Source organism: Hydrogenophaga sp., assembly GCF_030373225.1.
In the GTDB taxonomy this organism is placed as follows: Bacteria; Pseudomonadota; Gammaproteobacteria; order Burkholderiales; family Burkholderiaceae_C; genus Hydrogenophaga.
In genome coordinates, this window is the sequence record NZ_JAUCZG010000043.1 from 1 (window position 1) to 19,892 (window position 19,892).

Annotated in this window: 19 protein-coding genes and 1 pseudogene; 15 read left to right on the forward strand and 5 right to left on the reverse strand. The window is 65.1% G+C overall.

Features of this window, described 5'->3' with window-relative positions; all coding sequences use genetic code 11:
- Nucleotides 1-35: 35 nt before the first annotated feature.
- Entirely contained in the window at nt 36-479 is a 444-nt protein-coding gene (locus tag QUV35_RS17785) for a hypothetical protein (protein WP_300877178.1), read from the reverse strand.
- On the opposite strand from QUV35_RS17785, the gene QUV35_RS17790 reads away from it, so the two are divergent.
- The 6 genes and pseudogenes from QUV35_RS17790 (at nt 478) to QUV35_RS17815 (ending at nt 5,540) form a co-directional block, all read left to right on the forward strand.
- Nucleotides 478-696, forward strand: coding sequence for a hypothetical protein (locus QUV35_RS17790; protein WP_300877180.1), 219 nt, complete (start codon nt 478-480; stop codon nt 694-696). The genes QUV35_RS17785 and QUV35_RS17790 overlap by 2 nt on opposite strands.
- Nucleotides 654-1,076, forward strand: coding sequence for an ATP-binding protein (locus QUV35_RS17795; RefSeq protein ID WP_300877182.1), 423 nt, complete (start codon nt 654-656; stop codon nt 1,074-1,076). Before QUV35_RS17790 ends, QUV35_RS17795 begins: the two co-directional genes overlap by 43 nt.
- A gap of 102 nt (nt 1,077-1,178) precedes the next feature.
- Nucleotides 1,179-2,675 (forward strand): IS5 family transposase, encoded by a 1,497-nt coding sequence (locus QUV35_RS17800; protein ID WP_300877184.1) that lies wholly within the window; start codon nt 1,179-1,181, stop codon nt 2,673-2,675.
- A 37-nt stretch (nt 2,676-2,712) separates the two neighbouring features.
- Nucleotides 2,713-2,898: pseudogene (locus QUV35_RS17805) on the forward strand (IS3 family transposase); the annotation flags it as partial.
- Nucleotides 2,899-2,990: 92 nt separating this feature from the next.
- A complete protein-coding gene (locus QUV35_RS17810) occupies nt 2,991-4,142 on the forward strand; it encodes an SRPBCC family protein (RefSeq protein ID WP_300877186.1) in 1,152 nt (383 codons plus the stop codon).
- A 483-nt stretch (nt 4,143-4,625) separates the two neighbouring features.
- On the forward strand, nt 4,626-5,540 hold the full coding sequence (locus QUV35_RS17815; RefSeq protein ID WP_300877188.1) for a DMT family transporter: 915 nt from the start codon (nt 4,626-4,628) through the stop codon (nt 5,538-5,540).
- A 173-nt stretch (nt 5,541-5,713) separates the two neighbouring features.
- On the opposite strand, the gene QUV35_RS17820 is transcribed toward QUV35_RS17815, so the two are convergent.
- The 4 genes from QUV35_RS17820 to QUV35_RS17835 form a co-directional block, all read right to left on the reverse strand.
- Nucleotides 5,714-6,169 carry an RNA-binding S4 domain-containing protein gene (locus tag QUV35_RS17820; RefSeq protein ID WP_300877190.1) on the reverse strand — a complete coding sequence of 152 codons (456 nt, stop codon included), beginning with the start codon at nt 6,167-6,169 and terminating at the stop codon, nt 5,714-5,716.
- Nucleotides 6,166-7,647, reverse strand: coding sequence for a sensor histidine kinase (locus QUV35_RS17825; protein WP_300877191.1), 1,482 nt, complete (start codon nt 7,645-7,647; stop codon nt 6,166-6,168). Before QUV35_RS17825 ends, QUV35_RS17820 begins: the two co-directional genes overlap by 4 nt.
- Nucleotides 7,647-8,333 carry a response regulator transcription factor gene (locus QUV35_RS17830; RefSeq protein WP_300877192.1) on the reverse strand — a complete coding sequence of 229 codons (687 nt, stop codon included), beginning with the start codon at nt 8,331-8,333 and terminating at the stop codon, nt 7,647-7,649. The genes QUV35_RS17825 and QUV35_RS17830 overlap by 1 nt, the downstream gene beginning before the upstream one ends.
- A gap of 181 nt (nt 8,334-8,514) precedes the next feature.
- Nucleotides 8,515-9,672 (reverse strand): transposase, encoded by a 1,158-nt coding sequence (locus tag QUV35_RS17835; RefSeq protein ID WP_300877193.1) that lies wholly within the window; start codon nt 9,670-9,672, stop codon nt 8,515-8,517.
- A gap of 152 nt (nt 9,673-9,824) precedes the next feature.
- Between QUV35_RS17835 and QUV35_RS17840 the strand changes: the two genes are divergently transcribed.
- From QUV35_RS17840 to QUV35_RS17880, 9 genes are all read left to right on the forward strand, one after another.
- Complete coding sequence (locus QUV35_RS17840; RefSeq protein ID WP_300877194.1) at nt 9,825-10,841, forward strand: porin; 1,017 nt, start codon at nt 9,825-9,827, stop codon at nt 10,839-10,841.
- A gap of 106 nt (nt 10,842-10,947) precedes the next feature.
- Nucleotides 10,948-11,907, forward strand: coding sequence for a tripartite tricarboxylate transporter substrate-binding protein (locus tag QUV35_RS17845; RefSeq protein ID WP_300877195.1), 960 nt, complete (start codon nt 10,948-10,950; stop codon nt 11,905-11,907).
- Between the two features lie 166 nt (nt 11,908-12,073).
- Entirely contained in the window at nt 12,074-12,598 is a 525-nt protein-coding gene (locus QUV35_RS17850) for a tripartite tricarboxylate transporter TctB family protein (RefSeq protein ID WP_300877196.1), read from the forward strand.
- A gap of 22 nt (nt 12,599-12,620) precedes the next feature.
- Nucleotides 12,621-14,111 carry a tripartite tricarboxylate transporter permease gene (locus QUV35_RS17855; protein ID WP_300877208.1) on the forward strand — a complete coding sequence of 497 codons (1,491 nt, stop codon included), beginning with the start codon at nt 12,621-12,623 and terminating at the stop codon, nt 14,109-14,111.
- A gap of 214 nt (nt 14,112-14,325) precedes the next feature.
- Nucleotides 14,326-15,807 (forward strand): sigma 54-interacting transcriptional regulator, encoded by a 1,482-nt coding sequence (locus tag QUV35_RS17860; RefSeq protein ID WP_300877197.1) that lies wholly within the window; start codon nt 14,326-14,328, stop codon nt 15,805-15,807.
- A 230-nt stretch (nt 15,808-16,037) separates the two neighbouring features.
- Complete coding sequence (locus QUV35_RS17865; protein WP_300877209.1) at nt 16,038-17,180, forward strand: substrate-binding domain-containing protein; 1,143 nt, start codon at nt 16,038-16,040, stop codon at nt 17,178-17,180.
- Nucleotides 17,181-17,316: 136 nt separating this feature from the next.
- Nucleotides 17,317-18,081: an ABC transporter ATP-binding protein gene (locus QUV35_RS17870; protein ID WP_300877198.1), complete on the forward strand. Its 765-nt coding sequence runs from the start codon at nt 17,317-17,319 to the stop codon at nt 18,079-18,081.
- The gene (locus QUV35_RS17875; protein WP_300877199.1) at nt 18,078-18,896 is read left to right on the forward strand and encodes an ABC transporter ATP-binding protein; all 819 of its coding nucleotides are present in this window, start codon (nt 18,078-18,080) and stop codon (nt 18,894-18,896) included. Before QUV35_RS17870 ends, QUV35_RS17875 begins: the two co-directional genes overlap by 4 nt.
- Nucleotides 18,893-19,882, forward strand: a complete 990-nt coding sequence (locus tag QUV35_RS17880) for a branched-chain amino acid ABC transporter permease (RefSeq protein WP_300877200.1) — start codon at nt 18,893-18,895, stop codon at nt 19,880-19,882. The genes QUV35_RS17875 and QUV35_RS17880 overlap by 4 nt, the downstream gene beginning before the upstream one ends.
- Nucleotides 19,883-19,892: the final 10 nt, after the last annotated feature.

Genomic DNA, 19,892 nt, shown 5'->3' on the forward strand with positions numbered 1-19,892 from the left:
CACTCTGATCGCGAAAATCAGACAAAGTTCAGACTTTAACGGGCCTTATCTATAAGACGGGGAGCTGGTCTCGCCCGCCCAACCCCATTCACAATTTTAAGGTAGTCCAGAAATTCTACGCTGAGAGCCTGTGCCTGTTGATATTCGACGAGTGCGAGGAAGTCTTCACCCTTCGGTTCATGCCGGTGGCAGAGGACGAAGGCAACGCAGTTCCGCGCAAGTCCTGGATCCACAAGACCCTGGAAACCAACGACCTCCCCACGATCCGGATTTCGAAATCGGTGCAAGTCTGCGATGCGGTTGATCTGCGCCGCTTCAGCATCTGCATGGACATGCCGGTGCCGCCGCTGGTGCAGCGCCAGAAAAATCAACCAGGCGCTGGGCCACGCCATCAGCGCCGAGGCGCAGGCGCGCATCGCGAACCACAGCGACTTGACACCTGGTCTTTTCAACAAAGCCGCCGAAGTTCTGGCGCTCATGGTCAACACCCCTGAACCGCTGGCGCAGCACGAGCGCGATGCGCAGGTGATTCACATCCTCAACAGCAACCTCAAGGCGCAGGGCAAAACAGGCATCGAAGGGGAACGCAAGACAAAAGCCCCGCACGACAACTTCGAGCTTGGCTGGCTCAATGACGATGTGGACTTCAGCTTTTGTGCAACGGGCAGAGCCAGACGCGCAGCGGTCGGCTTCTGATCACCGGTGCGCCCGGCACGGGCCAGACCGCGTTCGGCCAATGGATAGCCAGCGAGCTGTGCATGCCGCATCTGGCGTATGAGGCATCGGATCTACTGGGCCCCCACCTCGGCGAGACCCAGCAGAAAATCGAAAGCGCTTTCGCCTTGGCGCGTGAGCAGAATGCCTTGTTGCTGTTCGACGAGGGGGACACTTTCCTGCAGCAACGTCAAGCGGCCTCGCGGCATTGGGAGACCACCCAAGTCAACCAAATGCTGACCGAACTCGACAACCATGAGGGCCTGTTCATCGCCTCGACCAACCTCCTTGAGCGCCTGGAGAAGGCGAGCCTGCGGCGCTTCGACATGACGCTGCACTTAGGCCTACTTAGTCGGCCCTGAAGAACCTCTGCAACCCGCATGAATGCTGATGTTTCGGGGTGATCACGGATACCAGAACTCCTGGTTTGAATTCCAATAAGCATCAGTTTCTGGGAGATTTTGATGTTCGCTGATGCTGCCACCGACGACTTCTTTCGCGCCCGCCTGGACCACATGATCGATCTGCGCCACTCGCTGGCGGTGTTGGCCTCGCGCATGCCGTGGCAGCAGATCGAGGCTTCTGTGGCGCATCTCTTCTCCCGCCGCGCGCACACCGGTGAGGCGTTGCCCGATCTGGACCTGTTTGGTGAGGCACCAACGCCACTGGCTCGCAAGTCCAACGCCGGGCGCCCGCGCGTGCCCCTGCGCACCATGATCGCGCTGCTCTACCTCAAGCACGCGTTTAACCTCAGCGACGAGGCTGTGGTGGAGCGCTGGAGCGAGACGCCTCGCTGGCAGTACTTCTCGGGCCAGTCTTACTACGAGGAGCGCCTGCCCTGCGACGCCACCACCCTGGTCAAGTTCCGCCGCTTGCTCGGCGAAGAAGGCGTGGAGGAGTTGCTGGCGCAGACGGTGAACTTGGCCGTCTCGCTCGAGCTGATTCCCGCGTCCGCGCTGGCCACCGTGGTGGTGGACTCCACCGTGCAGGAGAAGGCCGTGGCGCACCCCACGGACTCCAAGCTGCTGGAGACGGCGCGCGCCAAGCTGGTGGATGCTGCGCAGGGCGCTGGCATCGAGCTCAAGCAGACCTTCGCCAAGGAGGGCCAGCTGCTGCGCTTCAAGGCCGGGCGGTACGCGCACGCCAAGCAGTTCAAGCGCATGCGCCGGGTGATCAAGCGCCAGAGCACGGTGCAGGGGCGCCTGGTGCGTGAGATCGAACGCAAGGCCAGTGGGCTGAGCACAGCGGTTCGTCAGGCCTTGGGCGGCGCGCTGGCGAAGGCGCAGCGCATTGCCGATCAATCGCGCAGCCGCAAGAACACCAGCGGGGCATCCAAGCTCTACGCATGGCACGCCCCCGAGGTGGAGTGCATTGCCAAGGGCAAGAGCAGGACGCCCTACGAATTCGGCGTGAAGGTGGGCATTGCTGCGACCTTGAAGCACAACCTGATCGTGGGCGCACGGGCGTTTACCGGCAACCCGTTTGATGGCCATACGCTCAACGCTCAACTGGAGCAGGCCACCATCCTGATGCAGGACACGGGGTGCAAGCCCGCCACGGCGTATGTGGACCTGGGTTACCGGGGCGTGGATGCGGACAACCCAGGGGTGGCCATCAAGCACCGGGGCAAGTACAAGACGCTCACGACCCAGGAGAGAAAGCTGCTCAAGAGGCGCCAGGCGATCGAGCCGATCATCGGGCACTTGAAGGCGGACCACCGCATGAATCGCTGCCACTTGAAAGGCGAACAAGGGGACAGACTGCACGCGGTGCTGTGTGCGGCGGGCTACAACCTGCGTTGGCTGCTTCGGATGATTGCCAAGAAGGGGGTGGCCTTCTTGCGGCGGCTTTATTTGCGCCTGTGCAAGACAGTCGCACCATCGCCGAACTGGGCTCGCATGCTGCGCAACCTCGCCGTCAACGCATTCAGGGACCCGGCGCCCCGACTGGTCGCTGGCTAAAAACGAATATTTCAGGGCCGACGAAGTATTGCCGCAGAAGGCCGAGGTGATTCATCGCCGGTCCTGGCCAACCCGTGAATCGGTGGAGCTGGCAACCCTGGAATGGGTGTCCTGGTTCAACGATCACAGACTGCTCGGTCCCATCGGATACACCCCGCCGGCAGAAGCTGAGGCAAACTGCCATCGGCAACTCGCCAGTCAGACCCCAATGGTGGTGGCCTGAATTAAGCCAACCGGTTTCCACGAAAGCTGAGGCGGTTCACGTTGCTTTTTTGGCCGTCCAAAAAGTTGTATTTGTATTTAATGGATATACCTATGAACACCAAAATCCCGCTCCTCAGCGAACAAAAAATACTGGAGCGAATATTTGATCACATTGATAATGAAACCACGGATCATGGAGATACTGTTTGGAAAGAGCCCGTGGCTAACTATTTATCTCAAGAGCGTTTCGAATCCGAAATTGCATTGTTACGAAGCTTGCCCGTGGTGTTTTGTCTTTCAGCGATGCTCCCAGACAAAGGCAGTTATGTCGCGAGGAAGGCCGCGGCCACGCCACTGCTCGTGGTCAGAGGGGACGATGGCAAGGTCAGGGCATTCATCAACGGCTGCCGACACCGCGGCATGCAGGTGGCCAAAAACAGTGGATGTGCTCGCGCGTTTGTGTGTCCCTATCACGCTTGGACTTACGGCCTTGCGGGTGAACTCAAACACATACCCGGGCGCGCCGGCTTCCCCGGCGTGGAGTTGAAGGACAACGGTCTCGTTGAAGTTGGCGCAATGGAGAAAGGAGGACTGGTCTACGTCAATCAGAGTGGCCCGGCGGATGCGTCCATGCTTGAAATTGTGCCGGACCTATTTTCTGAGCAACAAGCGTATTTCGATCAAAGCGAATACACCGATGAGGCCAACTGGAAATTGCTCGCTGAAACCACCATGGAGGGATATCACATCAAGGCACTCCACAAGAAAAGCTTTTACCCCTATGGGTTCGACAACATCAATGTGGTTGAGAGTTTCGGTTCCCACACCCGTGTCGTTTTCCCGTTTCAGCGCATCGAAAAGCTTCGCGAGGTTGATCCCAAGGATCGGCGCATTGAAGGCATGGTTACGTCGGTGTATCAGCTTTTCCCGAATGTTGCTGTTTCCATTCTCTCGAAGCATTCAACCGTAACCATCTTTGAGCCCATCAGTCCCACTCGCACGCAAATATTGATTTACCGAGCAACAAACAAGACCTCTGCCGGGGCGACAACCGATGTTGAAGAAGCGAAACGAGATGCAGATTTCGTGAAAGCTGCGGGTTTTGATGAAGACCGCGAGGCTGCTTGCGCCATTCAAGAGACCTTGGGCACCAAAGCCAACCAGCACCTTACTTTTGGACATTTTGAAAAAGCGATCGTGCATTTTCATCAAAACCTGGCGCAGCACCTGTCGAACCAGGAAGGGCCGGAAGGAGAGAGGTGAGCTGTGTCACCGTGGTGCGTCGGGGGATGGTTGGAATCTGACCACGTATTCCACACCGGGAGCACCACCCCTGTTTTCAAAAACGTACCCTCTCCTACCATACACTGGCTTTTTGACAAACGCAGAGCAGTTTTGGAACTTGAGATAGTGGCTTGGTACTTCAGGATACCGGCGCGCCCAGAAATTTCCCCACTGGCTACTAGCTGATGAATGGCGAAAACATCGACTCCTTTTGAGGCCCCGTGCGCAAGTCCCAGCGCTTTTACCGGATGGCTGGTCTCAAGCCGTTTCAGGATTGACCCTCCCCCCATGACAACCCAACTTGATGAAGTGCTGTTACTCGATGGCGTCGTGGTATCACTACACAGCCGCCCACTGAACGGATGCCCGGGTGGCAAGTTCGACTCACTGAGAGACACAGCCCTCATCCGACAGATCCCGGTGTGACACGCACCGGGCGTGCTCGCACCGCAGAATGCCGGCATGTCTTCATCCCGCTCGACCGGTCCTTCGCTGTCAACGTCAGCCTTCGCCACGCTGCTGCTCGTCGCGTTCATGATGGGCGCCAACCATGTGGCAGCCCGCCTGGCCTTCGACAATGGCGTGAGCGTGGCCACGGCGGTGGCGTTTCGCAGCGGTGCCACGGCACTGGTCGTGGGCCTGATTCTGTGGATCTACCGCGTGCCCGTGCGCCTGCAGGCGCGCCACCGCTTGGCGCTGCCCGCCATCGGGCTGCTCGTGGGTGTGCAGAGCCTGTGCCTGTACGCATCGGTGGCGCGCCTGCCGGTGGCACTCGCCCTGCTGGCGTTCAACACCTACCCGCTGTGGACGGCCTTGTGGGCGCGCCTGGTGTACGGGCAGCGTCCCCAGCCACGCGTCTTGCGTGCCATGCCGGTGATGCTCCTGGGTCTGGCGCTGGCGCTCGATGTGTCTGGCGCCGCCTCCGGGCTGGGCGCATCGGGGCATTGGTCGCAGATCGGTGTGGGGGTGGCCTTTGCCCTCACGGCAGCGGCCACCTTTGGCCTCGCGCTCGTCATCACACAGCACGAAACGGGCGATCTTGATGGACGCCTGCGCACCGCCGCCACCATGGGCATCGTCGCCGTCATGGCGCTCATCGCGTGCGGATGGCAGGGCGGCATGGCGCTGCCGCAGGCGGCGGTAGGGTGGTGGGGCCTGCTGGGCCTCACGCTGCTCTACGGCACGGCCTTCACCATCATGTTCACGGTGTTGCCCCGCCTCGGCGTGGTCGGCAATTCGGCCATCATGAACATCGAACCCATCTTCGCGCTGGTGCTGGCCTGGGCGATCCTGGGACAGTCGATCGCGGCCGTGCAGGTCGCCGGCGGCCTGCTGGTCGTGGCCACGGTGATGTGGCTGGGCCTGCGCAAAGCTTGAACCCCCCTGCGCCGCTTCGCGGCTTCCCCCTCCCTGGCGCGCCTTCGGCGCCTGGAGGGGGGCGGCATCCCGGGCCGGCGGAGCCGCACCCTTGATGCCCCTGGATTTGCTCTGCTTTGTTCGTTGCGGGCTTTGTTCCCTCACCCTCCGGGAGAGGATCGGGGTGAGGGCGGTCACTCGTCCAGCGACGCGCTCCAGCGATCGTTCCATTCGCCTCGTGGCGGCGCATCGCGCAAACCCTCGATGTCGCGCCGGTCGCGCTTGGTTGGCCGCCCCATGGTCTGACTGTGCGCCGGCTCGGGTGCCAGGCGCCGCATCTCGGCGTTCGCGGCGCGTTGGGTCAGCGAGGCGGCTGTTTCTTCAAACAGCAGGGCTGCCACCGGTGCCGAGGAGCGCACGCCGCTCAAACCCTTGACCACCACCGTGCGCACCTCGTGGCCGATGCGAAGCTCCAGCGTGTCACCGGGTTTCACGTCCTTGGAGGGTTTGGCCAGCTGGCCATTGAGCCTGACGCGGCCCTTGTCGATTTCCTCGCTGCTGAGGCCGCGCGTCTTGTAGAAGCGTGCGGCCCAGAGCCATTTGTCCAGGCGGACCTTGACGGCATTGGATTCGGTGTTGGCGGGTTTCATGCAGCGGTGTGGGTTGGGGCCAGTGGCAGGCGCACGGTGGCGTCGAGCCCGTGCACCTGGCCGGCGTGTGTGCGGTTGTCGAGATGGATGTTTCCGCCGAGCGACTGCACGATCTCGCGGCAGATCGCCAGTCCCAGCCCGGAGCCGGCGGCGCTGCTGCCCTGGCGCTGTTCGGTGGCAAAGGGCTGGAACAGGCGTTCACGCTGCGCGAGCGAGATGCCCGGGCCTTCGTCGCTGATGGTGAGTGCAGCGGTGCTGTCGTCCGTCACCAGTGCCACCGCGAGCGCCGAGCCCGGCGGGGTGTTCTTGATGGCGTTGTGCAGCAGGTTGCGGCTGAGTTCGCGCAGGGCCCATTCGTGGGCGCGCACGGGTGCGCTGCGGGTGGTGATGGAGAAGTCGAGTGCGCGCTCGGCGATGAGTGCGGAGAGGTCGAGTGCCACGGCGCGCACCACGGCCGACCAGTCGTGCACCGGGGTGCTTTTTTCCTGCCGCAACTGCTCCACCTTGGCCAGCGCGAGCATCTGGTTGGCCAGTTCGGTGGCCCGCGCCACCGTGTGGCCGATCTCGTCCAGCGCCTGGCGCGGGTCGATGTCGCCGCGTTGCGCCGACTGCACCTGGGTCTTGAGCACCGCCAGGGGCGTGCGCAGCTGGTGCGAGGTGTCGCGCACAAAACGCTTCTGGTGCTCCAGCAGGTGCGACAGGCGTTGCATGTGCTGGTTGGTGGCGTCCAGCAGCGGCAGCAGTTCGCGCGGCGCACCCTCGGTGGGCAGGGCCGACAGGTCGTTTTCGCTGCGTGCGCCCAGCGCGTGGCTGAGGGCGCGCACCGGTCGGATGGCGCGCTGCACGACGAACACCACCACCAGCGCGATCACCAGCACCAGCGCGGCCTGCCGCCACAGCGTGTCGATCAGGATCTGCCGGGCCAGGGTCTCGCGCAGCTCCAGTGTCTCGGCCACCTGGATGGTGGCCATGCCTTGCTCGTAGACGCCCGAGACCGGCTGCAGCAGCACCGCCATGCGCACCGGCACGCCCTGGTACTCGTCGTCGTAGAAATTCACCAGCGCCGCATACAGGTTCTTCTGCGGAATGTCGTTGCGCCCGGGCGGCATGTCGTCAAAGCCCGAGACCAGCTCGCCCTGGAGGCCGCTCACGCGGTAGAAGATGCGGCTGCGGTTGTCGGCCTCGAAGGCTTCCAGCGCAGAGTAGAGCAGGGTGGACTCGACGCGCAGTTCGCTGCCGGTGCCGGTGACGCGCAGTTGTTCACCGAGCGACTTGGCGGTGGCCAGCAGGGTGCGGTCGTAGGCGGTGTCGGCCGCCGCCAGCGCCTGGCGGTAGAGCACCACCGTGGTGATCAGCACAAACGCGAACACCGGCAGCAGGATGCCCAGCAACAGGGTGCGGCGCAGCGACAGGCTGCGCGGGCGGTGCGACGGGCCGGGGGACGCGCCCGCTGCAGCGGGGGCAGGGGAGAGGGGCATCAGCCGGCGGCCTTGAGCAGATAACCCAGCCCGCGCAGCGTGACCAGCTGTGCGCCGGTGTGCGCGATCTTCTTGCGCAGGCGGTAGGCCACCACCTCGATGGCCTCGAGTTGCACCTGGCTCTCGCCGGGGAACACCAGTTCGAACAGGCGCTCCTTGGCCATGGCATGCCCGGGTTTGCCGAGCAGGGCCTGCAGCAGCGACAGCTCGCGCGGCGCCAGCTCCATGGGTTGGCCGGCGAAGTACACCGCGCCGCTGTCCCGCTCCACGTGCATGCCGCACCACACCGGCCCGCGCGCCGGGTTGCCCACCGCGTGATCGGCCCCGCCGGCGCGGCGCACCAGCGCGCGCAGCCGCGCCTCGAGTTCGTCGAGGTCAAAGGGCTTGGGCAGGTAGTCGTCGGCGCCGGTGTTCAGGCCCAGGATGCGGTCGCCCACGGTGCCGCGCGCGGTGAGGATGATCACCGGCGTCTCCAGGCCGGCGGCGCGCGCCTGGCTCAGCACTTCCAGGCCGTCCAGGCCGGGCAGGCTCAGGTCGAGCAGCACCGCATCGGGCAGGCTGGCCTGCCACAGGGCCAGCGCGCGTGCACCGTCGTCGCAACCGAGCACCTGCACGCCGCGCCGCTCGAAGCTGCGCCGCAGCGTGGTATGCATCGTGGCGTTGTCTTCGATCAGCAGCAGTTTCATGACGCTGGATTATGGGCACGGGGCCCGGCCGACCCAAGCCGGTGCCCGGCCTTCACAGGGTTTGTCCGGATGCTGCGGACAGCGGACTGACAGCCTGTGACACGAGCATGCAGCCTGTCCGATCGCCGCACCGGACGGATCGGACTTGTTGCGGTTGTCCAACCTTGACATCCTCCCGGCCCTAAAGGACTGGGATTCCTACAACTAGAGGGTCATGTCCGACCCCGACCGGAACAGCATGCCGCCCGATCTCATTCACCACAGCTTCATCGGCTTTCGCCTCCCCTGCGGCGGCAAACTGTTCCTCGAAGATCGCCAGTCCTCGAGCGAGGATGTTGCGCGCTGCATTGGTGTCACGGTGGTGGCTCACGCCGCACACAACACACGCCCATTGGCGAACCGCAAGACCAGCAATTCCCTGCGGCCCGCTCATCGCCCCGCAGCAATTGCACATCCTCGTGGTGCCGTGCTCGGGCACCTCCAAAAACCACGCGCCTGCGTCATCGCATTTGTACTGCAGCATGGTTCTCATTGCGCTCCAGCCCGCATCCAGCACGCTCTTGGCGTGGGGACCGCGGGCAAGCGCCTTCGCATTCACATCACCCACACAGATCACGCAGTGCCGGGAGGCCAGCTTCGTCGTGAGCTTGTGCAGGAAGTCCTGTCGCCGGTTCGCGATCTTGGCGTGGATGGCTTTGACCCGACGCTTCTTCCCGGCCCGCTGCGCAGTGGCCAGCGCCGGCTCCAGGTCGCGGTAGAAGCGCTCGGCCTCGACCTTGTTTCCATCGCTCAGCACAGCCAGGTCTTTCAACCCCAGGTCGATGCCGATCGCATTGCCCTCAGGTGCGACGCGCGGTGGGCGCTTCATGTTGACCGTGACATTGAGGTACCAACGCCCGCGCGAGTCTTCGCTGAAGCTGCCCGCACGCAGTTCGTGCTCACCCAGGCCCCAGCTGTCCCACACCGAGAGCCACTTGCCGGCGAAATAAATCTGGCCGTGCGCGTACTTGATGGTGCGGACCTTGAAGGGCAACCAGCCCAGCGAACGGCGCACGCCCTTGCTCTTGCGCCAAGCCAGGCGCACCCGCTTGTGCTGGCGTCGGCTTCGGGCGTACTGCTCGGCCGTCTCTTGCACGGTTTGCACCGGCAGATTGAGCGAGTCATCGCCGCGCGTGCAGCCCTTCAGGTAAGGCCAGAAATCAAATCCGGTGAGGAACTTGCGCTCGCGCTCAAAGACGCGCGTCTGCAGGTCGTTGCAGTAGTTCCAGACCGTGTTGACCTCGCGCGAGAGCTGCGAGAGCCACACCGCATGCCGGTCCTTCACGCGCACGCGCAGCACGCGGGTGGAGTGGGAGGGGACAGTACTGGACATATGCACAGCATACGGAAGATGGCCAACAACGCAAAGGAAATGCGAGAAAAGAGGGCCGCGCTCACGCGCGGCGCGCTATCCCTTCCGGCCCTGAACGACCGGGTTTCTCGCGCAAAGTGATGAAAAGAAATGCGATCGCCCTGGGTGTTCTGGGGCTGTTCAGTGGCCTGGCCTTTGCCCAGTCGTCCGTGACCCTGTACGGCGTCGTCGACGTGGCCGTCGAGCGCGTCAAGGGCGCCACCTCGCTGACCCGCCTGGCGTCGGGCCAGCAGCAAGGCTCGCGCTGGGGTCTGCGTGGCACGGAAGACCTGGGTGGCGGGCTCAAGGCCACGCTCGTGCTGGAAGCCGGCATCAATGCCGACGCGGGCACGCTGGGGCAGGGCGGACGGGGGTTCGGCCGCCAGAGCTTCGTCGGGCTGGGCGCAGGCTGGGGCACGGTGCGCCTGGGGCGCCAGTACTCACCCATGGACGACATCGCCGGCATCATCGGCACCAAGGTGTACGACGTGCTCAGCGTGGTGCCGATCATCGGCAACGGCGACTACAACCGCGTGGACAACGCCCTCACCTATGTCTCGTCGACCGTGGCCAACACGGTGTTCCAGCTGCAGTACAGCCTGGGCGAGGAGCGTGCGAGCACCAACGCCAGCGCGGACTTCGCCCGGCAGGTCAGCGCACATGCGCTGCACGCCCGCGGACCGGTGACGGTGGGCCTGTCGTTGATGCAGGTGGCCGACGCCGACGGCGTGCTGGCCGGCAAGCAGGGCCGCGACGCGCTGCTGCTGGCGGGCGCCTACGACTTCGGCAGCGTCAAGCTGTCGGCCTACTACGACGTGGAAGACAAGGCAGCGACGAAGCTCAAGGTCTACGGCCTGGCAGCGGCGTTCAACTTCGGCGAAACCACGGTGTCGGTCGGAGCAGCGCAGGCCAAGGACGTCAACGGCTCGGCCGCGGCGGCCAGCGACGACGCACGCATCTACACACTGCAGGCCAGCCACAACCTGTCCAAGCGCACCGCGCTCTACGGCCATGTCACCGCCGTCGACAACGATGCCGCCGCTGCCCTGGGCTTCAACAGTCCGGTCGCCGGCTCGAAGTCCAACGGCATGCAGGTCGGTATCCACCACCGCTTCTGATCGCTGACGCCAACTCAGGGTTTCTCCGGAGTTGGCGTACAGCCAATTGACAGGGCCCGGTCGCAAGATCGAGCCGTCAGCTCACAACCCCTGCAGGAGACACACCATGCGTCGCGACACCTTCCTCAAATCACTGGCCGCCCTGGCAGCGGCTGGCGCCCTGCCCAACCTGGCCTGGGCCAACGCCAACATCAAGATGATGATTCCCGCCAACCCCGGTGGCGGCTGGGACGGCACCGGCCGGGCGCTGGGCGAAGCCCTGCGCGATGCCGGCGTGGCCTCGTCGGTCACGTTCGAAAACAAGGGTGGCGCTGCCGGGGCCATCGGTCTGGCGCAGTTCTACAACGCCAGCAAGGGCGACCCGAACGCGCTGATGGTCATGGGCGCCGTCATGCTCGGCGGCATCATCACCGGCAAGCCGCCGGTGTCGGTCACACAGCTCACGCCGATCGCCCGCCTCACCACCGAATACAACGTTTTTGTGCTGCCGGCGAACTCGCCCTACAAGACCATGAAGGACGTGGTCGAGCAACTCAAGAAGGACCCGGGGAGCATCAAGTGGGGTGGCGGTTCGCGCGGCTCCACCGAGCACATCGCGGCAGCGCAGATCGCGCAGTCGGTCGGCGTGCCGGCCTCGCGCATCAACTACGTGCCGTTTCGCGGCGGCGGCGAGGCCACGGCGGCCATCCTGGGCGGCAACGTCACCGTGGGCGGCAGCGGCTACAGCGAATTCCAGCAGTACATCGAGAGCGGCAAGATGCGCGCGATCGCGGTCACCTCGGGCCAGCGCGTCAAAGGCATCGACGTGGCCACGCTGAAAGAGCAGGGCATCGACGTGGAGATCGGCAACTGGCGCGGCGTCTACGGTGCCCCCGGCATCACGCAGGCCCAGCGCGACGCGCTCACCGCGATGGTGGTCAAGGCCACGCAGAGCAAGGCCTGGAGCGCGGCGCTCGAGAAGAACAACTGGACATCCGCGCTGCTCACCGGACGGGCGTTCGACGAGTTCGTGGACAAGGACTTCTCGTCGTTGCGCGCAACCATGGTCCGCGCCGGCATGGTGTGAACCCGCAAGCACCCCCAGCGCCGCTTTGCGGCTTCCCCCTCTCTGGCGCGCCTTCGGCGCTGGGAGGGGGACGGCATCTTGGGCCGGCGGAGCCGGACCCTCGATGCCCCTGGGCGGGGTTGCCCCTTTCGCTCGTGATGCTCGCTTTGGGCGAAGGAATACCGACATGAACAACGACACCTCACCGACACCCAACCACCGTCCCGGCCAGCTGGCCATGGGCGTTGGTGCGCTCATCGTGGCCGCTGTGCTGGCCTGGGGTGCGATGGACATTCCTTCCGACGCGGGTTATGCCGGCGTCGGGCCCAATTTCCTGCCCTGGGTGATCAGCGTGGCGCTGGGCCTGTGCGGCGTGATGCTGATCCGCGAGGTGCTCACCGGCGGTTATCGCCAGATGCCCGAGCCTTCGGGCGCGGCGCGCGGCGACTGGCGTGCGCTGGCCTGGGTGTCGGCGGGCGTGCTGCTCAACGCAGCGCTCATCACCACCATCGGCTTCATCCTGAGTTGCTCCCTGTGTTTCGTGCTTGCGGTGCGCGGCCTGCGCGCCAGCGAAGGCAAGCCCGTCGGCGGTCTTCGCCAGACCCTCAAGGACGCGGTCACCGGCATGTTGATTGCCGCCCCGGTGTACTGGCTGTTCACCAAATTGCTGGCGGTCAACCTGCCGGGCATCACGGCCTCGGGCTGGATCTGAGCGCGAAGGCAGCCACGACATGATGGACACCCTCAACCATTTGCTCGGCGGTTTTGCCACCGCCGGCACTCCCATCAACCTGTTGTGGGCCTTTGCCGGCTGCGCACTGGGCACGGCGATCGGGGTGCTGCCCGGCCTGGGTCCGGCCGTGACCGTGGCCATGCTGCTGCCCATCACCGGCCAGGTCGAGCCCACGGCCTCGATGATCTTTTTTGCCGGCATCTATTACGGCGCCATGTACGGTGGATCGACCACCTCGATCCTGCTCAACACACCGGGCGAAACCGGCACCATGGTCACCGCGCTCGAAGGCTTCAAGATGGCCAAGAGCGGGCGCGCCGGTGCGGCGCTGGCCAGCGCGGCGATCGGCTCGTTCGTGGCCGGCAGCATCGCCACCATCCTGGTCACGCTGTTCGCGCCCATCCTGGCCGACTTCGCCGTGCAGCTCGGCCCGCCGGAGTACTTCTGCCTGATGCTGCTGGCCTTCACCACGGTGAGCGCGGTGCTGGGCCAGAGCACGCTGCGTGGTCTGACCGCGCTGTTTTTCGGGCTGGCGCTGGGCTTGATCGGCATCGACCAGATCACCGCCCAGGTGCGCTACACCGCCGGTGTGCTCGAGTTCATGGACGGCATCGAGGTGGTGCTGGTGGCCGTGGGACTGTTTGCCGTGGCCGAGGCGCTCTACAACGCGCTCTACGAGGGCCGCAGCCCGGCCTTCATGAACAAGATGACCAAGGTGCACATGTCACGCGCCGACTGGCGCCGCTCCTGGCCGGCGTGGCTGCGCGGCACCGCCATCGGTTTTCCGTTCGGCACCATCCCTGCCGGCGGCTCGGAGATTCCGACCTTCCTCAGCTACGCCACCGAACGCAAGCTCGCCGGCCCCGAGCACAAGGCCGAGTTCGGCACCTCGGGCGCCATCGAAGGGGTGGCCGGTCCCGAGGCCGCGAACAACGCGGCCGTGACCGGCACGCTGGTGCCGCTGCTCACGCTGGGCATTCCGACCTCGGTGACCGCTGCCATCCTGCTCAGCGCGCTGCAGAACTACGGCATCAACGCCGGACCCCAGCTGTTCCAGACCTCGTCCAACCTGGTGTGGGCCTTGATCGCCTCGCTCTACATCGGCAACGTGATGCTGCTGGTGCTCAACCTGCCCATGGTGGGCCTGTGGGTCAAGCTGCTGAAGATTCCGCGCCCGCAGCTCTACGCCGGCATCCTGATCTTTGCCACCGTGGGTGTGTACGGCATGCGCCAGAGCGCGTTCGACCTGTTCCTGATGTACGGACTGGGGTTGCTGGGCGTGGTGATGCGGCGCTACGACTTTCCTACCGCGCCGGTGATCGTGGGCCTGATCCTGGGCCCCATGGCCGAGGCGCAGATGCGCAATGCCTTGTCGATCGGCGAGGGCAGCTGGATGGTGTTTGTGCAGCGGCCGATGTCGGCAACGCTGCTGGCGGTGGTGGTTGCCGTGTTGCTGGTGCCGCGTTTGTTGGCGCGGCGGGCTCAACGTTAGGGCGTCGGACCTCGCGGGCCCGCGGACGCGGTGTGCGCTACTCCGCGGCTGTCCCCCGGCGGCTGGAGGCCGCCTCCTCCTTTACGCCGCTGCGCAACGCACACCGCGTCCGCGAGCTGAAGTGATGTTTGCGCGCTGATTGATCGAGTGCCGATGACCGGACCCGTCGGCGAAAGCCACGGTCCCTGATACCCGCCGGGGGTACCATGCGACCATGATCCGGGACGACCGCCTGCCGCGCGACGCGCAAAGCATTCTTGAACTGGCCGCCAGGTCCATGTTCGACCTGTTTGCCAATGCCAGCGAAGGCATGATGCTGGTCGACCGCAATGCGCGCGTGGTGTGGATCAACGACCAGTACCGCCGCTTCCTGCCGGCGCTGGGCTTCGAGCACGAAGAAGACTTTGTCGGTCACCCGGTTTCCAGCGTGGTGCAGAACACGCAGATGCACCAGGTGCTGGCCACCGGCAAGCCCATCCTGATCGACCTGCTGACCAACAAGGCCGGCACCTTCGTGGTCAGCCGCATTCCGCTGCGCGACGACGCCGGTGAAGTCATCGGCGTGCTGGGCATCGTGCTGTTCGACCACCCCGAGACCACGCTGCAGCCCCTCATCAGCAAATTCGCCCGGCTGGAGCAGGACCTGATCGACGCCCGGCGCGAGCTCGCCAGCCAGCGCCGCACCAAATACACCTTTGCCAGCTTCGTGGGCAGCAGCGCCGCCGCACTCGAGGTCAAGCGTCAGGCGCGCCGCGCGGCGCAGACGGCCAGTCCGGTGCTGCTGCTGGGCGAAACCGGCACCGGCAAGGAGTTGCTGGCGCATGCGATCCATGCCGCATCGCCACGGGCCGGACGGCCGTTCGTGAGCGTGAACATGGCCGCCGTGCCCGACACCCTGCTGGAAGCCGAGTTCTTCGGCGTGGCGCCGGGCGCCTACACCGGCGCCGACAAGAAGGGCCGCGACGGCAAGTTCAAACTGGCCGATGGCGGCACGCTGTTCCTCGACGAGCTCGGCGACATGCCGATGTCGGTGCAGGTCAAGCTGCTGCGGGCCTTGCAGGAGGGCGAGATCGAGCCGCTGGGTTCGAACAGGCTGGTGTCTTTCGATGTGCGCGTGGTCGCCGCCACCTCGCGTGACCTGCAGCACATGGTGAGCGAGGGCAGCTTCCGGGAAGACCTGTACTACCGGCTCAACGTGCTGCCGATCCGCGTGCCGCCCTTGCGCGAGCGCCAGGACGACATCGCGCTGCTGATCGAAGCGCTGTGCGAAGACATTGCCGCACGCGGCGGCGGTGCGCAGCTGGAGCTGACCGCCGATGCCCAGGCGCTGCTGTCGGCCCAGGCCTGGCGCGGCAACATCCGCGAACTGCGCAACGTGCTGGAGCAGCTCGCGCTGCGCAGCGATTCGCACCACATCGCCGCTGCGCAGGTGGGGGCGGTGCTGCGGGAGGCGGGCCTGCCGGCGCTGGCACCGGCGGCCAGCCCGCGCACGGCAACCCGGGCCGCCGCAGCCGATGCGCTGCGCCCGCTGCACGAGCAGATCGCCGAACTGGAGCACCGGGCCATTGCGCAGGCACTGGTGCACACCGGCGGCAACCGCACGGCGGCGGCCCGGCTGCTCGGCATCTCGCGCGCCAGCCTCTACGACCGCCTGGCCGCCATGGAAGCCTTGTCTGACTTTCAGACGTTCGTCTGAAAGTCAGACGTTTTTTGCGACCACCATCGTCTGACAATCAGACGGTCAGGGAGGTGCGAGCGGAAAATGTCAGCAAATTCAACGACCTTTGGACGTGGCACGAAGTCTGCAACAGAACATGCACGACACATGGCTGTGGATCGTTCAAAACCAGGAGACAAGACATGACACACCCCACCCGCCGTCTGGCGGTCATCACCCTCGCCTGCACCGCTGCCTTCGGCGTTCCGATGGCCATGGCCCAGGCCAGCAAGGGCGAGATCCGCATCGCCCACATCCACAGCAAGACCGGCCCGCTCGAGGCCTATGCCAAGCAGACCCAGGTGGGTTTGATGATGGGCCTGAACTACGCCACCGGCGGCACCATGATGGTCGGTGGCAAGAAGATCGTGGTGATCGAGAAGGACGACCAGGGCAAGCCCGATGTGGGCAAGAGCCTGCTGGCCGCCGCCTACGCCGACGACAAGGTCGATCTGGCCATCGGCCCGACCGCCTCGCCGGTCGCACTCGCCATGCTGCCGGTGGCCGAGGAATACAAAAAGATCCTGCTGGTCGAGCCCGCCGTGGCCGACTCGATCACCGGCGACAAGTGGAACAAATACATCTTCCGCACCGGGCGCAACAGCAGCCAGGACGCGGCTGCCAACGCGGTGGCGCTGGACCAGCCGGGCAACGTGGTGGCGATGCTGGCCAACGACAACGCCTTCGGCCGCGACGGCGTGAAGGCCGCCAAGGACTTCATCAAGAAGGCCAAAATCGTTCACGAAGAGTACCTGCCCGTGGGCACGACCGACTTCACCGCCGGCCTGCTGCGCATCGTCGACAAGCTCAAGGACCAGCCCGGCACCAAGTACATCTCGGTGGGCTGGTCGGGCGCGCCGACGCCGTTTGCCAAGATCGCCGAACTCGATCTGGAAAAGCGCTACGGCATCAAGCTGGCCACCGGCGGCAACATCCTGCCGGCGATGGTGGCCTACAAGAACTTCCCCGGCATGGAGGGCGCGCTGTACTACTACTTCGGCATCCCGAAGAACCCGATCAACGACGCCATGGTGGCCGAGCACTACCGCCAGTTCAAGACGCCACCGGACTTCTTCACCGCGGGTGGTTTCTCGGCCGCGATGGCGGTGGTCACCGCGCTGAAGAAAACCAACGGTGACACCAACACCGACAAGCTCATCAGCACCATGGAGGGCATGAGCTTCGACACCCCCAAGGGCAAGATGACTTTCCGCAAGGAAGACCACCAGGCCATGCAGAGCATGTACCACTTCAGGATCAAGGTGGACCCGGCGTTCGCGTGGGGCGTGCCCGAGCTGGTGCGCGAGATCAAGCCGGAGGACCTGGCGATACCTATCCGGAATCGCCGGTAACCCCCTGCGCCGCTGACGCGGCTTCCCCCTTGGAAAGGGGGACAACACGAGCGGCCCGGCAAAGCCGGTTCCGCCGTGTTTCTGGAAGTCGCCGCACTTGCGGCGACAGATGCCACTGCTTTTTCAGCTCGACCCCATGCTTGAAACCCAGAACCTCACGGTCCGCTTCGGCGGGCACGTGGCGGTGAGTGCTGTCTCCTGCGCGTTCGCGCCGGGCACGCTGACCGCCATCGTCGGCCCCAACGGCGCCGGCAAGACCACCTACTTCAATTTGATCTCGGGTCAGGTCAAGGCCAGCGCCGGCCGTGTGCGCCTGGGCGGGCACGACATCTCTTCGCTGGGCGCACCCGCGCGGGCGCAGGCCGGCCTGGGGCGGGCGTTCCAGCTCACCAACCTGTTTCCCAACCTGACCGTCCAGGAGAACGTGCGCCTGGCGGTGCAGGCCCGGGCGAAGGCGGGACTGAACCTCTGGCGCATCTGGAGCGACCGGCGCGACCTGCTCGAGCGGGCCGATGAGGTGCTCGAGACCGTGGCCCTCGCCGACAAGCGCGATGCCCTGGCCTCGAGCCTGCCGCACGGTGACCAGCGCAAGCTGGAGGTGGCCATCCTGATGGCGCTGGACCCGCTGGTCTTCATGTTCGACGAACCCACGGCCGGCATGAGCGTGGACGAGGTGCCGGTGGTGCTGAACCTGATCCGCCAGCTCAAGAACGACAAGACCAAGACCATCCTGCTGGTCGAACACAAGATGGACGTGGTGCGCGAACTCTCCGACCGCATCATCGTGCTGCACAACGGTGAGCTGGTGGCCGACGGCGACCCGGCCGACGTGATCGCCTCACCCGTGGTGCAGCAGGCCTATCTCGGCATCAACCCCAACGAAGAGGAACAGCCTGCATGAGCCCCCAAGCTCCACCGCTGCGCGGGTCGCCGCTCCCCGAGGGGGCTGATCCGGCTTGGGCCAGCCCGGCGCCGGATCGTGCGTCTCCCCTGCTCAAGCTCGAGGGTGTGCACACCCACATCGGCGCGTACCACATCCTCCATGGCGTGGACCTGGTGGTTCCGGCCAACCAGATGACCATGCTGCTCGGCCGCAACGGCGCCGGCAAGACCACCACGCTGCGCACCATCATGGGCCTGTGGCACGCGAGCCAGGGCACGGTGACGCTTGACGGCGTGGACATCACCAGGCAGCCCACGCCCGACACCGCACAAAGCGGCGTGGCCTATGTGCCCGAGAGCATGGGGATTTTCTCCGACCTCTCGGTGCGCGAGAACATGCTGCTGGCCGCGCGCGGCGCGCGCACGCTCGACGACATCGACACCACGCGGCTGGAATGGATCTTCGGCCTGTTTCCGGCCATCAAGAAATTCTGGCTGCACCCGGCCGGCAAATTGAGCGGTGGCCAGAAGCAGATGCTCGCGGTCTCGCGCGCCATCGTCGAGCCGCGCAAGCTGCTGCTGATCGACGAGCCGAGCAAGGGCCTGGCGCCCGCCATCATCCAGAACATGATCGCGGCCTTTCGTGAGCTCAAGGCCGCCAAGACCACCATCCTGCTGGTCGAGCAGAACTTCAACTTCGCGCGCCAGCTCGGCGACACCGTGGCCGTGATGGACGACGGGCGTGTGGTGCACAGCGGCTCGATGGCCGAACTGGCCGCGGATGAATCGATGCAATCCCGATTGCTCGGCCTCTCTTTGGGATCACACCAATGACACTTCTCAAAGCAGACTTCGACTGGAAGCCGCTGGCGCTCGTACCGGTGCTCGCACTGATCGCACTGCCCGCCGTGGGCAGCGGTTCCACCTGGATCACGCTCACCGTGGCCGGGCTGGCCATGGGCATGATCATCTTCATCATTGCCTCTGGTCTCACGCTGGTGTTCGGCCTGATGGACGTGCTCAACTTCGGCCACGGTGTGTTCATCGCACTCGGCGCCTTCGTGGCCACCACGGTGCTGGCGAGCATGACCAGCTACACCGAAGCCGACAGCCTGTGGCTCAACCTCATGGCCCTGCTGCCCGCGATGCTGGTGGCCATGGCGGTGGCCGGGGCGCTGGGCTGGGTGTTCGAGCGCCTCATCATCCGCCCGGTGTACGGCATGCACCTCAAGCAGATCCTCATCACCATGGGCGGCATGATCATCGGTGAAGAGCTGATCAAGGTGGTCTGGGGGCCGGGGCAGATCGCACTGCCGCTGCCCGAGAGTCTGAGGGGCTCCTTCATCTTCGGCGACGCGGCGGTGGAGAAGTACCGCCTGCTCGCGGTGCTGGTGGGCTCCGTGGTGTTCGCCGCCATGGTGTGGACGCTCAACCGTACGAAGGTCGGCCTGCTGGTGCGCGCCGGCGTGCAGGACCGGGAAATGGTCGAGTCGCTGGGCTACCGCATCCGCCAGCTGTTCATCGGCGTGTTCGTGGTGGGCAGTGCCCTGGCCGGGTTGGGCGGGGTCATGTGGGGCCTGTACCAGCAGACCGTGCTGCCGCAGATGGGTGCGCAGGTCAACGTGCTGATCTTCATCGTCATCATCATCGGCGGCCTGGGCTCCACCACCGGCGCGCTGATCGGCGCACTGCTGGTGGGCCTGATGGCCAACTACACCGGCTTCCTGGCGCCGAAGGTCGCGCTGTTCTCCAACATCGCGCTGATGGTGGCGATCCTGTTGTGGCGCCCGCAGGGTGTCTACCCGGTGACGAACCGATGAACACCGCCCG